Here is a 13,607-nt window from a genome sequence, read left to right on the forward strand (position 1 = left end):
GCACGGGCGGCCCCTGCGCCGCCCGAGCGGGTCGTCCCCTCGTACCCCCGCGGCTCGCGCCGCGCGGAGCGCGAGGACGGGTCGCTGGCCGCGTGAGCGGTCGCAAGATGTCGATCCCCGGACCTCAACAGGGTCCAGGGCCGAACAGGAAGAGTTGAAGTGCCCACTATTCAGCAGTTGGTGCGCAAGGGACGGTCGGCGAAGTCCTCGTCGTCCAAGACGCCCGCGCTCAAGGGCTCGCCCCAGCGCCGCGGTGTCTGCACCCGCGTCTACACCACCACCCCCAAGAAGCCGAACTCGGCCCTGCGGAAGATCGCCCGCGTGCGTCTGTCCACGGGCATCGAGGTCACGGCGTACATCCCGGGCGTCGGCCACAACCTGCAGGAGCACTCGATCGTGCTCGTGCGCGGCGGCCGCGTGAAGGACCTCCCCGGTGTGCGATACAAGATCGTCCGCGGTTCGCTCGACACCCAGGGCGTGAAGGGCCGCCAGCAGGCCCGCTCCCGCTACGGCGCCAAGAAGGAGAAGAAGTAATGCCTCGTAAGGGAGCAGCTCCCAAGCGCCAGCTCGTCGTCGACCCGGTCTACGGCTCGCCGCTGGTCACCCAGCTCATCAACAAGATCCTCCTCGACGGCAAGAAGACCGTCGCCGAGTCGATCGTCTACGGCGCCCTCGAGGGCTGCCGCGAGAAGAACGGCCAGGATCCCGTCGCGACCCTGAAGAAGGCCATGGACAACATCCGTCCGAGCCTCGAGGTCCGCTCCCGCCGCGTCGGCGGCGCGACCTACCAGGTCCCCGTCGAGGTCCGCCCGGGCCGCTCGACCACGCTGGCGCTGCGCTGGCTGGTCGGCTACTCGCGCGCCCGTCGCGAGCACACCATGACCGAGCGCCTCATGAACGAGATCCTCGACGCCTCCAACGGCCTCGGGGCCGCGGTCAAGCGCCGCGAGGACACGCACAAGATGGCCGAGTCCAACAAGGCCTTCGCTCACTACCGCTGGTGAGCCCCCGGGCGGGCCCCGCATCCGCGGGGTCCGCCCGTCCTCGACCTCACGTCGACCCCTTTGCCCACAGAAAGGCAGCAGCCCGTGGCACTCGCAGTGCTCAGCGACCTCACGAAGGTTCGCAACATCGGCATTATGGCCCACATCGATGCCGGCAAGACCACCACCACCGAGCGCATCCTGTACTACACCGGTGTGAACTACAAGATCGGCGAGACGCACGACGGCGCCGGCACGATGGACTGGATGGAGCAGGAGAAGGAGCGCGGCATCACGATCACGTCGGCCGCGACGACCTGCTACTGGCACGACAGCCAGATCAACATCATCGACACGCCCGGCCACGTGGACTTCACCGTCGAGGTGGAGCGCTCGCTGCGCGTGCTCGACGGCGCGGTCGCCGTGTTCGACGGCAAGGAGGGCGTGGAGCCCCAGTCGGAGACCGTGTGGCGCCAGGCCGACAAGTACGAGGTCCCCCGCATCTGCTTCGTCAACAAGATGGACAAGCTCGGCGCGGACTTCTTCTTCACCGTGCGCACCATCGTCGACCGCCTCAAGGCCAAGCCGCTGGTGATGCAGGTCCCGATCGGCGCGGAGAACGAGTTCCGCGGCGTCGTCGACCTGCTGAACATGAAGGCCTACGAGTGGCCCGAGATCTTCCCGGACGAGGCGTCCGCCAAGCCCTTCGGCAAGAAGGCCGGCGACGCCGCCCTCGGTCAGCTCCAGGTCGAGGTCCCGATCCCCGCCGAGCTGCAGGACACGGTCGACGAGTACCGCGCCAAGCTGGTCGAGGACGTCGCCGAGAGCTCCGAGGAGCTCATGAACGCCTACCTCGAGGAGGGCGATCTGACGATCGACCAGCTCAAGGCGGGCATCCGCGAGCTGACGACCACCTCGCAGGCGTACCCGGTCTTCGCCGGCTCGGCGTTCAAGAACAAGGGCGTCCAGCCCATGCTCGACGCCGTGATCGACTTCCTGCCCTCGCCCGTCGACGTGCCGCCGATGGTCGGCCACGACGTGCGCGACGAGGAGAAGGAGATCATCCGCAAGCCCTCGACGGAGGAGCCCTTCTCGGCCCTCGCGTTCAAGGTCGCCACGCACCCGTTCTTCGGCACGCTCACCTACGTGCGCGTCTACTCGGGCCACGTGAAGTCCGGTGACCAGGTGCTCAACGCCACCACCGGCAAGAAGGAGCGCATCGGCAAGCTGTTCCAGATGCACTCCAACCAGGAGAACCCCGTGGACGAGGCCTTCGCCGGCCACATCTACGCGTTCATCGGGCTCAAGGACACCAACACCGGTGACACCCTGGCCGATCCGGCGAACCCGGTGCAGCTGGAGTCGATGACCTTCCCCGAGCCCGTGATCTCCGTGGCCATCGAGCCCAAGACCAAGGGCGACCAGGAGAAGCTGTCCGTCGCCATCCAGAAGCTCGCCAAGGAGGACCCGACCTTCCAGGTCGAGCTCGACGAGGAGACCGGGCAGACGGTCATCAAGGGCATGGGCGAGCTCCACCTCGACATCCTCGTGGACCGCATGCGCCGCGAGTTCAAGGTCGAGGCGAACATCGGCAAGCCCCAGGTGGCCTACCGCGAGACCATCCGCCGCGCCGTGGAGAAGTTCGACTTCACCCACAAGAAGCAGACAGGCGGCTCCGGCCAGTTCGCCAAGGTCCAGCTCACCTTCGCGCCCCTCGAGGACGCCGAGGACGGCGTGTTCTACGAGTTCGACAACGCCGTCACCGGCGGCCGCGTCCCGCGCGAGTACATCCCGTCGGTCGACGCCGGCATCCAGGACGCCCTGCAGTCGGGCGTGCTCGCCGGCTACCCCGTGGTCAACGTCAAGGCGACCCTGGTCGACGGCGCGTACCACGACGTCGACTCCTCGGAGATGGCGTTCAAGATCGCAGGCTCCATGGCCACCAAGGAGGCCCTGCGCAAGGCGAACCCCGTGATCCTCGAGCCCCTCATGGATGTCGAGGTGCGCACCCCCGAGGAGTACATGGGCGATGTCATCGGCGACCTGAACTCGCGTCGCGGGCAGGTCCAGTCGATGGAGGACGCGAGCGGCGTGAAGATCGTGCGTGCTCTCGTCCCGCTGTCGGAGATGTTCGGGTACGTCGGCGACCTGCGGTCCAAGACCCAGGGCCGTGCGATGTACACGATGCAGTTCCACAGCTACGCGGAGGTCCCGAAGAACATCTCGGACGAGATCGTCGCGAAGACCCGGGGCGAGTGAGGCACGCGGGGGAGGGGCGGTAGTATTCATCAGCCGCCCTTCTCCCGGCGCCCTTCGGCCGACGCGCCAGCGCGTGGGCCGATCCCGATCAGTAATACCCAGAGATAAGAAGTCCTAGGAGGACACCCCATGGCCAAGGCCAAGTTCGAGCGGACCAAGCCGCACGTCAACATCGGCACCATCGGTCACGTCGACCACGGCAAGACCACCCTGACGGCTGCCATCTCGAAGGTCCTGTACGACCAGTTCCCGGACCTCAACGAGAAGCGGGACTTCGATCAGATCGACAACGCGCCCGAGGAGAAGCAGCGCGGCATCACGATCAACATCTCGCACATCGAGTACCAGACCGACAAGCGCCACTACGCGCACGTCGACGCCCCCGGCCACGCCGACTACATCAAGAACATGATCACCGGTGCGGCGCAGATGGACGGCGCCATCCTCGTGGTCGCCGCGACCGACGGCCCGATGGCCCAGACCCGCGAGCACGTTCTGCTCGCCCGCCAGGTGGGCGTCCCTTACCTGCTGGTCGCGCTGAACAAGTCCGACATGGTCGACGACGAGGAGATCCTCGAGCTCGTCGAGATGGAGGTCCGCGAACTGCTGGCCAGCCAGGAGTTCGACGAGGACGCTCCCGTCGTCCGCGTCTCCGCTCTCAAGGCCCTCGAGGGCGACGAGAAGTGGGTCAAGTCGGTGCAGGACCTCATGGCCGCCGTCGACGAGTCCATCCCGGACCCGGTCCGCGACATGGACAAGCCCTTCCTCATGCCGATCGAGGACGTCTTCACGATCACCGGTCGCGGCACCGTCGTCACCGGCAAGGTGGAGCGCGGCAAGCTCGCCATCAACTCCGAGGTCGAGATCGTCGGCATCCGCGAGCCCCAGAAGACCACGGTCACGGGCATCGAGATGTTCCACAAGCAGATGGACGAGGCGTGGGCCGGCGAGAACTGCGGCCTCCTGCTCCGCGGCACCAAGCGCGAGGACGTCGAGCGCGGCCAGGTCGTCGTGAAGCCGGGCTCGATCACCCCGCACACGAACTTCGAGGCGCAGGTCTACATCCTGTCCAAGGACGAGGGCGGGCGTCACAACCCGTTCTACTCGAACTACCGCCCGCAGTTCTACTTCCGCACCACCGACGTCACCGGCGTCATCACGCTGCCCGAGGGCACCGAGATGGTCATGCCCGGCGACTCCACCGAGATGTCGGTCGAGCTGATCCAGCCGATCGCCATGGAGGAGGGCCTCGGCTTCGCGATCCGCGAGGGCGGCCGCACCGTCGGCTCCGGCCGCGTCACCAAGATCACCAAGTGATCGCCGCGGGTTGAGCCCGCAGCCGTGACCGGCCCCTCCGCGGGAGGGACCATGACGAGGGCCCCGCACCAGCAGCGCTGGTGCGGGGCCCTCGATCATGCGCGGGCTCCTCAGTCCTCTCAGTCCTCGCGGCGGGGATCCTGCGCCCTCGGCGGCTCGGTCCGCTCCGGCGCGGGCTGCCCGTAGGAGGCGCGGCCGCCGAAGGCGGGGCGCGGGCTCGACGACGCGGCCTGCTCCGGCGCGCCGGCACCGCCGGGGCTGGTGACCGGCCGGGGCAGGGAGGGGCCCGCGGCGGCCAGGAGGCGGCGCGCCTCCTCGGCCACCGAGTGCTCGACCAGGAGTTCGTACTGCATCGGGATCGTCGCCGTGGTCGAGGTGAAGTCCCGCCGGCCGCTGGAGAGCGCGTAGCCGATCGCCGCCCACACCGTGAAGAACACGATCCCGAGGACGACGGAGGAGACGAGCGTCGTCAGCGCCTGCTCGGACAGCATCGAGAACAGCAGGCCGATGAACAGGCCCATCCATGCGCCGGACAGGATGCCGCCGCCGATCACGCGGCCCCAGGAACGGCGGCCGGTGACGCGCTCGACGAGCCGGAGGTCGGTGCCGACGATCATCGTGTTCTCGACGGCGAAGTCCTCGTCCGCGAGGGCGTCGACGACCGCCTGGACGTCGGCGTAGCTCGCGTAGGTGCCCAGCGAGCGCGGGAAGCGCAGGCGGAACAGCTGGTTGTCGAGGGGGGAGTCGGTGGTGCGGGGGCTGCTCATGGCGCGAGCCTAGACGAGCGACCCGACAGAGTCCGGGATGCGCATGTGACCGGGTGCACCAGCGCGCACGCTTGGCATGGGTGCTTCCGGCCTGGCACACTTGGGGAGTTGTCTGCGCGGACCGTCATCCCCGGTTCCGTTCTCCGCGGCAGGGACACACGTCCTGCGGCGGCGAATGATCACCGGATGTGGTCCGCCCCGATGATGCGAACGGCCTCCTGCGGGAGAGAATGCCGAGCGCGCATCGTTCGAGGGGCACCGAGGAATCGGGCGCAGGCGTGCTGATCGGCACCGATGGTCCCTAGCCGTGCTCAAGGAATGGCTCTGACGTGCGGGGATGAGGCGACACGCCCATCCGCGGGGACCGGGACGAACAGCAGTCATGTCAACAGCGTGTGAAGAAGAGAGAGTCGATAAAGGCTATGGCGGGACAGAAAATCCGCATCCGGCTGAAGTCGTACGACCACGAGGTGATCGACAGCTCGGCGCGCAAGATCGTCGACACCGTCACCCGTGCGGGTGCGACCGTCGTGGGCCCGGTGCCGCTTCCGACCGAGAAGAACGTGTTCTGCGTGATCCGTTCGCCCCACAAGTACAAGGACTCCCGCGAGCACTTCGAGATGCGTACGCACAAGCGCCTGATCGACATCGTCGATCCCACGCCCAAGGCCGTGGACTCGCTCATGCGTCTCGACCTGCCGGCGGACGTCAACATCGAGATCAAGCTCTGAGGTATCCGGACATGAGCAACGAACTGACAGGGCAGCGTGCGCGCGCCCTCACCGGCGTGCTCGGCACCAAGGTCGGCATGACCCAGGTCTGGGACGAGAACGGAAAGCTCGTGCCCGTCACGGTCGTCCAGGCCGGTCCGTGCGTCGTCACGCAGGTCCGCACCGTCGAGACCGACGGCTACGACGCGATCCAGATCGCGTACGGCCAGATCGATCCCCGCAAGGTGTCCAAGCCGCTCAAGGGCCACTTCGAGAAGGCCGGCGTGACCCCGCGCCGTCACCTGACCGAGCTGCGCACCCTCGACGCCGCCGAGTACACCGTGGGCCAGGAGATCGACGCCACCGCGTTCGAGGCCGGCCAGAAGGTCGACGTCGTCGGCACCACCAAGGGCAAGGGCACCGCCGGTGTCATGAAGCGCCACGGCTTCGCCGGCGTCTCCGCCTCCCACGGTGCGCACCGCAACCACCGCAAGCCCGGTTCGATCGGCGGGGCCTCGACGCCCGGCCGCGTCTTCAAGGGCCTGCGGATGGCCGGCCGCATGGGCGGCGAGCGCGCCAGCATCCAGAACCTGACCGTGCACGCGGTCGACGCCGAGAAGGGCCTCGTGCTCGTCAAGGGCGCCGTCCCCGGCCCCAAGGGCGGCGTCGTCCTCGTCCGCACGGCCGCCAAGAGCCCCGTGAAGGAGGCCTGAGTCCGATGGCAGCGAACCTGACCGTCGACGTGCTCGACGTGGCCGGCAAGAAGGCCGGCACCGCTGAGCTCCCCGCGTCGATCTTCGATGTGCAGACCAACGTCCCGCTGATCCACCAGGTCGTCGTCGCCCAGCTGGCCGCTGCCCGCCAGGGCACCCACAAGGCGAAGACCCGCGGTGAGGTCGCCGGCGGCGGCAAGAAGCCGTACAAGCAGAAGGGCACCGGCCGCGCTCGTCAGGGCTCGATCCGCGCGCCCCAGTTCGCCGGCGGCGGCGTCGTGCACGGGCCGGTCCCGCGCGACTACAGCCAGCGCACACCCAAGAAGATGAAGGCCGCCGCCCTCCGCGGCGCCCTCTCGGATCGCGCCCGCAACGGCCGCGTCCACGTCGTGAGCTCCCTGCTCGAGGGCGATGCGCCCTCGACCAAGGCCGCGCTCAAGACCCTGTCCGCCGTCTCGGAGCGCAGCCACGTCCTCGTGGTGCTCCGTCGCGACGACGAGGTCGGCGCGCTCAGCTCGCGGAACCTGCCGAACGCGCACGTCCTGTACGCCGATCAGCTGAACACCTACGACGTCATGCTGTCCGACGACGTGGTCTTCACCTCCGGCGCCCTCGAGGACTTCATCGCCTCGGCCACGCTGTCCCTGCCGACCTCGTCCTTCGCCCAGGCGAAGGCCGCTGCGGCCGCTGAGGAGGAGTCCAAGTGAGCACGCTGAACAAGGACCCGCGCGACATCATCGTCGCCCCCGTCGTCTCCGAGAAGAGCTACGGGCTGATGGACGAGGGCAAGTACACCTTCCTGGTGGACGGCCGCGCCAACAAGACCGAGATCAAGGTCGCCGTCGAGAAGATCTTCGACGTCAAGGTGAGCTCGGTGAACACGATCAACCGGCAGGGCAAGACGCGTCGCACGCGTCTGGGGATGGGCAAGCGCAAGGACACCAAGCGCGCCATCGTGACCCTCGTCGACGGAACCATCGACATCTTCGGGGGCTCGGTCGCCTGAGGCGCCCGAGGAACCGAAGAGCCGTAAGAGAGTCTGAGGAAACCCACCATGGGAATTCGCAAGCACAAGCCGACCACGCCGGGCCGTCGCGGCTCGAGCGTCGCCGACTTCGTCGAGGTCACCCGCAGCACGCCTGAGAAGTCGCTGGTCCGCCCGCTCAGCAAGTCCGGTGGCCGCAACAACAACGGCCGCGTCACCTCCCGTCACCGCGGCGGCGGCCACAAGCGCGCCTACCGCGTCATCGACTTCCGTCGCCATGACAAGGACGGCATGCGCGCCAAGGTCGCTCACATCGAGTACGACCCCAACCGCACCGCCCGCATCGCCCTCCTGCACTACGAGGACGGCGAGAAGCGCTACATCCTGGCCCCGGCCAAGCTGCGCCAGGGCGACTGGATCGAGAACGGCCCCACCGCCGACATCAAGCCCGGCAACAGCCTCCCGCTGCGCAACATCCCCCTGGGCACCGTGATCCACGCGATCGAGCTCCGCCCCGGCGGCGGCGCGAAGATCGCGCGCTCCGCGGGCGCCTCGGTGCAGCTCGTCGCCAAGGAGGGCCGCTTCGCGCAGCTGCGCATGCCCTCCGGCGAGATCCGCAACGTGGACATGCGCTGCCGCGCCACGATCGGCGAGGTCGGCAACGCCGAGCAGTCGAACATCAACTGGGGCAAGGCCGGCCGCATGCGCTGGAAGGGCAAGCGCCCCCACGTCCGCGGCGTCGTCATGAACCCCGTCGACCACCCGCACGGCGGTGGCGAGGGCCGCACCTCCGGCGGCCGTCACCCCGTGTCGCCGTGGGGCAAGCCCGAGGGCCGCACGCGCCGTCCGGGCAAGGAAAGCGACAAGCTCATCGTGCGCCGTCGTCGCACCGGCAAGAAGCGCTGATAGGGAGTACGAGAAATGCCTCGCAGTATCGCCAAGGGCCCGTTCGTCGACGACCACCTGCAGAAGAAGGTCGGCGTCGCCAACGAGAAGGGCACCAAGAACGTCATCAAGACCTGGTCGCGCCGCAGTGTCATCACTCCGGACTTCCTCGGTCACACCTTCGCAGTGCACGACGGCCGCAAGCACGTCACGGTGTTCGTCACCGAGTCGATGGTCGGCCACAAGCTCGGCGAGTTCGCTCCCACGCGGACTTTCAAGGGCCACGAGAAGGACGACAAGAAGGGGCGTCGTCGCTGACCGCGGTCAGGGACGGCACCCTCTCGAATCGAAGAGAAAGCAGGACAGCAATGGAAGCCAAGGCGCAGCTGCGGTACGCCCGCATGTCGCCCATGAAGGCCCGGCGCGTCGTGGACCTGATTCGTGGCAAGAGCACGGGCGAAGCGCTGAACACCCTGCGGCACGCGCCGCAGGCCGCCAGCGAGCCCGTTCTCAAGCTCGTGGAGTCCGCGATCGCCAACGCCCGTGTCAAGGCGGAGCAGGCGGGGGAGCGCTTCGATGAGCGCGAGCTCGTCGTCGCGACCGCGTTCGTCGACGAGGGCCCGACCATGAAGCGGTTCCAGCCGCGCGCTCAGGGTCGTGCCTTCCAGATCAAGAAGCGCACGAGCCACGTGACCGTGGTCGTCGCCGACGCGAAGAAGTAAGGGGAACCGAAGAATGGGCCAGAAGGTCAATCCGAACGGGTTCCGCCTCGGGATCACCACGGAGCACACCAGCCGGTGGTTCGCCGATTCCACCAACGACGGGCAGCGCTACCGCGACTACGTGAAGGAAGACGTCGCGATCCGCAAGCTCATGTCCGAGGGGCTCGAGCGCGCCGGCATCTCCAAGGTCGAGATCGAGCGCACCCGTGATCGAGTCCGCGTGGACCTCCACACCGCCCGCCCGGGCATCGTCATCGGGCGTCGCGGCGCGGAGGCCGAGCGCCTGCGCGGCGCTCTCGAGAAGCTCACCGGCAAGCAGATCCAGCTGAACATCCTCGAGGTCAAGAACCCCGAGGCCGATGCCCAGCTGGTGGCGCAGAACATCGCCGAGCAGCTCGCGAGCCGCGTGTCGTTCCGTCGCGCCATGCGCAAGGGCATCCAGTCCGCGCAGCGCGCCGGCGCCAAGGGCATCCGCGTGGCGGTCTCCGGCCGCCTCGGCGGTGCCGAGATGAGCCGCAGCGAGTTCTACCGCGAGGGGCGCGTGCCGCTGCACACCCTGCGCGCGAACATCGACTACGGCTTCTACGAGGCCCGCACCGCCTTCGGCCGCATCGGCGTGAAGGTGTGGATCTACAAGGGCGACGTCACCGCCAAGGAGCTCGCGGCCCAGGCCGCCTCGCAGGCGCCCCGCGGCGCCGGCCGGGGCCCCCGCGCCGAGCGCCCCCGCGGTCGTCGCAACGAGCGCAACGCCGCCGCCCGCGGCGGGAACGAGGCTGAGCAGGCGACTGCCGGCACCGCCCCCGCCGAGCAGGCTCCCGCGGCTGCCGCCGAGACCGGAACGGAGGCCTGAGCATGCTGATCCCGCGCAGGACCAAGCACCGCAAGCAGCACCACCCCACCCGCCGGGGCATGGCCAAGGGCGGCACCGAGCTCGCGTTCGGCGACTACGGCATCCAGGCGCTCGCGCCGGCCTACGTCACCAACCGCCAGATCGAGGCCGCGCGTATCGCGATGACCCGCTACATGAAGCGCGGCGGCAAGGTGTACATCAACATCTTCCCGGACCGCCCCCTGACCAAGAAGCCTGCCGAGGTCCGCATGGGCTCGGGCAAGGGCTCGGTCGAGTGGTGGGTCGCGAACATCAAGCCCGGCCGCGTCATGTTCGAGGTCGCCGGTGTTCCCGAGGATGTGGCGCGCGAGGCCCTTCGCCTCGCGATCCACAAGCTCCCCATGAAGTGCCGCATTCTGAGCCGAGAGGGTGGTGACATCTGATGGCAGCGACCAAGCTCACCGCTGAGGAGCTCGACAAGCTGGACGACCTGAAGCTGGCCGACGAGCTGGCGAAGGCCAAGGACGAGCTGTTCAAGCTCCGTTTCCAGTCCGCCACCGGTCAGCTCGAGACCCCGGGCCGACTCCGGTCGGTCAAGAAGGACATCGCACGGATCTACACGATCCTGCGCGAGCGCGAGCTGGGGATCCGCCAGGCCCCCGGCGCCGCCGAGTGACCGCGAAGCGAGGAGACTCCATGAACGACAACACCACCGAGGTCGAGAACCTCGACAAGGAGGGGGCGCAGGCCTCCTCCTCCGAGCGCCCGTACCGCAAGGTGCTGCGCGGCTTCGTGACCTCAGACAAGATGGACAAGACCATCGTCGTCGAGGTCGAGGAGCGCGTGAAGCACGCTCTGTACGGCAAGGTCATGACCAAGACAAACAAGTTCAAGGCGCATGACGAGGAGAACGTCGCCGGCATCGGCGACCGCGTCCTCATCATGGAGACCCGACCGCTGTCGGCCTCCAAGCGCTGGCGTCTCGTGGAGATCCTCGAGAAGGCCAAGTGATCCGCTCGCCGCGCTGACCGCAGGTCGGTCGCGGACGAGGTGTCAGAGCAGGCCCGCTCCCCAACAGGGGAGTGGGCCTGCTCTCGTTGTCGGGTCTCTGACGCGCGGGACGTCCCGGTGCGGGCCTTCCCTTGATCGGCTCGCGGGCGGGACCTGCGTCTCGTCTGCGGGCGTCCATGTCCGCGAACGAGAGGCACCCCATGGCACGGCCGCATGCAGGAGAGCGCACAGCACGAGCGGAGAGGCGCTTCCGCCTCGCGACGCGGCGACGGCGCCTCGAGGCGGACGACGTCCTGGTGGTCGAGCGCTCCAGCATCCGCAGCGCCATCTCCGGCACCGTCGTCGGCAACTTCATGGAGTGGTTCGACTTCGGCGTCTACGGGTACGTGACCGTCACGCTGTCCCAGCTGTTCTTCCAGACGGGCGACGAGCAGCTCGACGTGCTGCTCGCGTTGCTCGGCTTCGCGGTCAGCGTCGTCGTGCGCCCCCTCGGCGGCCTGGTCCTCGGCCCGCTCGGCGATCGCATCGGCCGCCAGAAGGTCCTGTTCTTCACGATGGCGGCGATGGCGATCGCGACGGCGCTCATCGGCGTGCTGCCCACCCACGCGCAGATCGGGTTCCCCGCCGCGATCCTGCCGTACGTCCTGAAGATGGTGCAGGGCTTCTCGACCGGCGGCGAGTACGCGGGCGCAGCGACCTACGTCTCCGAGTTCTCCTCAGACCGCAAGCGCGGCTACTACGCCTCCTGGCTCGACATCGGCCCCTACCTCGGCTTCGCCACCGGCGCGGGCACGGTCGCGCTGGTCCACGCAATCGCCCCGGCCGGCTGGGGCGAGTCCGCGTTCCCGGACTGGGGCTGGCGCGTGCCGTTCCTCGTCGCGATCCCGCTGGGCGCGGTCGCGATCTACTTCCGCGCCCGCATCCCCGAGACCCCGGCGTTCGAGAGCGCCGAGCCGGGCGCGGATGCGGCGCCCGAGGAGATCGTCGCCGATGACCCGCTGCAGGCGACCGGACTGCGCAGCGTCCTGCGCCACTACCGCAAGGAGCTTCTGGTCGCGATCGTGATCGTCGCGGCCGCGAACTCCGTCGGCTATGCCCTCACCAGCTACATGCCCACGTTCCTGGGCACGCAGCTGGGGCTCGACAAGATGCAGTCCGCCCTGCTCACGATCCCCGCGATGGTGCTCGTGGCCCTCAGCCTGCCCGCCATCGGACGCCTCTCCGACGCGATCGGCCGCCGCCGGGCGCTGCTGCTCGCGGCGATCGGCACGCTCGTGCTGTCCATCCCCTCGTTCTGGCTGATCCTGCACGCGACGAGCTTCGCCCTCACGCTGCTCGCGATGCTGCTGCTGGGCATCCCGACCGCGCTGTACCTGGCGATGCTCGCGCCGACGCTCCCGGCGATGTTCCCCACCCGCGCCCGCTACTCGGCCATGGGCTTCGCCTTCAACGTGGCCGTCTCACTGTTCGGGGGGACGACGCCGCTGATCGCGCAGGCGCTGATCGGCTGGACCGGGATCCAGCTCATGCCCGCGTTCTGGATCATGCTGCTGTCGGTGCTGTGCCTGCTGGCCCTCCCCGCCCTGCACGAGACCGCCGGGGCCCCGCTGCTGGGCTCCTACCCGACCGTCGAGCACGAGGACGAGGTCGCCGAGCTCGTCGAGGGCCAGGACGAGGACCCGCACCTGGACCTCGAGCGCATGCCGCTGGACGACGAGATCGTGGCCGTCCCGGTCGATGCGAGCGGTCAGGTGCTCGAGGACGTCGGGCCGGTCGTGCTTGACGACCTCTCGCCGCGCGACCGCACCCAGCTCGACGAGTACTACTCGACGCGGGAGATCCCGACGCTCGCGACGCTCACCGGCGAGATGCCCGCGATCGACCCGGGCGAGGCTCCGGACGCCGTCGCCGAGGGCTCGGAGGCTCCCGGCGCGACGCGGGCCTGAGGGCTCCTGGTGTCCTGAGGGCTCCGCGCGCGCTGGTGGCCGCCCGTCCCGACCGGGACGGGCGGCCCTCGCCGTCCGCGGGGCGCAGCGCGGCAACCTGCGCACGAGCGGCGCGGTACCCCGCGGGAGAGCAAGGACACAGCGGCGGGGCGATGGGCGGGGTTCTCACCGCGCCCCGCCCTCCCGTATGCTTGAACGGTTGCGATTCCGCACGACCACGCTGATGCGCCTCCCGAGGCGCCCGGTGGGGGAGTGAGGAGGAGCGGACGCCCGCGTCCATCCCCCGACGGAGACCTCGCATCGCCTCGTCCCGGTCCACCGGGACTGGCCCGCCCCGTGGGCGGCGAACGGCAGCCTCGCTGCCGCCGCCGCGTCAGGTCAGGCCCATAGGCGCTGCCCGAGTCCGACGGAGGGTTTTTTGATGCCCGCGGTCGATCGCATGCAACGGTCCGATATCCGTTCCGCCAGGCTCGTCCTCGC

17 protein-coding genes are annotated in these 13,607 nt (G+C 68.9%); 16 read left to right on the forward strand and 1 reads right to left on the reverse strand.

The window, feature by feature from the left end; all coding sequences use genetic code 11:
* The first annotated feature begins 159 nt into the window (after positions 1–159).
* The 4 genes from rpsL to tuf all read left to right on the forward strand — a co-directional run bounded on the left by rpsL (position 160) and on the right by tuf (position 4,559).
* Positions 160–534 carry a 30S ribosomal protein S12 gene (gene rpsL / locus FM110_RS13305; protein WP_087105232.1) on the forward strand — a complete coding sequence of 125 codons (375 nt, stop codon included), beginning with the start codon at positions 160–162 and terminating at the stop codon, positions 532–534.
* Complete coding sequence (rpsG, locus tag FM110_RS13310) at positions 534–1,004, forward strand: 30S ribosomal protein S7 (protein WP_087105233.1); 471 nt, start codon at positions 534–536, stop codon at positions 1,002–1,004. Before rpsL ends, rpsG begins: the two co-directional genes overlap by 1 nt.
* 84 nt (positions 1,005–1,088) lie before the next feature.
* Positions 1,089–3,242: an elongation factor G gene (gene fusA / locus FM110_RS13315; protein WP_087105234.1), complete on the forward strand. Its 2,154-nt coding sequence runs from the start codon at positions 1,089–1,091 to the stop codon at positions 3,240–3,242.
* Between the two features lie 129 nt (positions 3,243–3,371).
* The gene (gene tuf / locus FM110_RS13320) at positions 3,372–4,559 is read left to right on the forward strand and encodes an elongation factor Tu (RefSeq protein WP_087105235.1); all 1,188 of its coding nucleotides are present in this window, start codon (positions 3,372–3,374) and stop codon (positions 4,557–4,559) included.
* Positions 4,560–4,678: 119 nt separating this feature from the next.
* On the opposite strand, the gene FM110_RS13325 is transcribed toward tuf, so the two are convergent.
* Positions 4,679–5,326, reverse strand: a complete 648-nt coding sequence (locus tag FM110_RS13325; RefSeq protein ID WP_200810255.1) for a general stress protein — start codon at positions 5,324–5,326, stop codon at positions 4,679–4,681.
* A 422-nt stretch (positions 5,327–5,748) separates the two neighbouring features.
* On the opposite strand from FM110_RS13325, the gene rpsJ reads away from it, so the two are divergent.
* From rpsJ to FM110_RS13385, 12 genes are all read left to right on the forward strand, one after another.
* Positions 5,749–6,057, forward strand: a complete 309-nt coding sequence (gene rpsJ, locus FM110_RS13330; RefSeq protein ID WP_006946210.1) for a 30S ribosomal protein S10 — start codon at positions 5,749–5,751, stop codon at positions 6,055–6,057.
* Between the two features lie 11 nt (positions 6,058–6,068).
* The gene (gene rplC / locus FM110_RS13335) at positions 6,069–6,749 is read left to right on the forward strand and encodes a 50S ribosomal protein L3 (protein WP_087105236.1); all 681 of its coding nucleotides are present in this window, start codon (positions 6,069–6,071) and stop codon (positions 6,747–6,749) included.
* Positions 6,750–6,754: 5 nt separating this feature from the next.
* The gene (rplD, locus tag FM110_RS13340; protein ID WP_087105237.1) at positions 6,755–7,456 is read left to right on the forward strand and encodes a 50S ribosomal protein L4; all 702 of its coding nucleotides are present in this window, start codon (positions 6,755–6,757) and stop codon (positions 7,454–7,456) included.
* The gene (rplW, locus tag FM110_RS13345; RefSeq protein WP_087105238.1) at positions 7,453–7,755 is read left to right on the forward strand and encodes a 50S ribosomal protein L23; all 303 of its coding nucleotides are present in this window, start codon (positions 7,453–7,455) and stop codon (positions 7,753–7,755) included. The genes rplD and rplW overlap by 4 nt, the downstream gene beginning before the upstream one ends.
* A 48-nt stretch (positions 7,756–7,803) precedes the next feature.
* Positions 7,804–8,640, forward strand: coding sequence for a 50S ribosomal protein L2 (gene rplB, locus FM110_RS13350; RefSeq protein WP_087105239.1), 837 nt, complete (start codon positions 7,804–7,806; stop codon positions 8,638–8,640).
* Between the two features lie 15 nt (positions 8,641–8,655).
* The gene (rpsS, locus tag FM110_RS13355; protein ID WP_087105240.1) at positions 8,656–8,937 is read left to right on the forward strand and encodes a 30S ribosomal protein S19; all 282 of its coding nucleotides are present in this window, start codon (positions 8,656–8,658) and stop codon (positions 8,935–8,937) included.
* 50 nt (positions 8,938–8,987) lie between these two features.
* Positions 8,988–9,341 (forward strand): 50S ribosomal protein L22, encoded by a 354-nt coding sequence (gene rplV / locus FM110_RS13360; protein WP_087105241.1) that lies wholly within the window; start codon positions 8,988–8,990, stop codon positions 9,339–9,341.
* A gap of 13 nt (positions 9,342–9,354) precedes the next feature.
* Complete coding sequence (gene rpsC, locus FM110_RS13365) at positions 9,355–10,191, forward strand: 30S ribosomal protein S3 (protein ID WP_087105242.1); 837 nt, start codon at positions 9,355–9,357, stop codon at positions 10,189–10,191.
* A 2-nt stretch (positions 10,192–10,193) separates the two neighbouring features.
* Positions 10,194–10,613 (forward strand): 50S ribosomal protein L16, encoded by a 420-nt coding sequence (gene rplP / locus FM110_RS13370; RefSeq protein ID WP_087105243.1) that lies wholly within the window; start codon positions 10,194–10,196, stop codon positions 10,611–10,613.
* Positions 10,613–10,846 carry a 50S ribosomal protein L29 gene (gene rpmC / locus FM110_RS13375; protein ID WP_087105244.1) on the forward strand — a complete coding sequence of 78 codons (234 nt, stop codon included), beginning with the start codon at positions 10,613–10,615 and terminating at the stop codon, positions 10,844–10,846. The genes rplP and rpmC overlap by 1 nt, the downstream gene beginning before the upstream one ends.
* A gap of 20 nt (positions 10,847–10,866) precedes the next feature.
* Positions 10,867–11,181, forward strand: coding sequence for a 30S ribosomal protein S17 (rpsQ, locus tag FM110_RS13380; protein ID WP_087105245.1), 315 nt, complete (start codon positions 10,867–10,869; stop codon positions 11,179–11,181).
* A gap of 200 nt (positions 11,182–11,381) precedes the next feature.
* A complete protein-coding gene (locus FM110_RS13385) occupies positions 11,382–13,127 on the forward strand; it encodes an MFS transporter (protein ID WP_234992482.1) in 1,746 nt (581 codons plus the stop codon).
* Positions 13,128–13,607: the final 480 nt, after the last annotated feature.

Origin of the sequence: Brachybacterium nesterenkovii, assembly GCF_900163655.1 — a bacterium.
Classification (GTDB): domain Bacteria; phylum Actinomycetota; class Actinomycetes; order Actinomycetales; family Dermabacteraceae; genus Brachybacterium; species Brachybacterium nesterenkovii.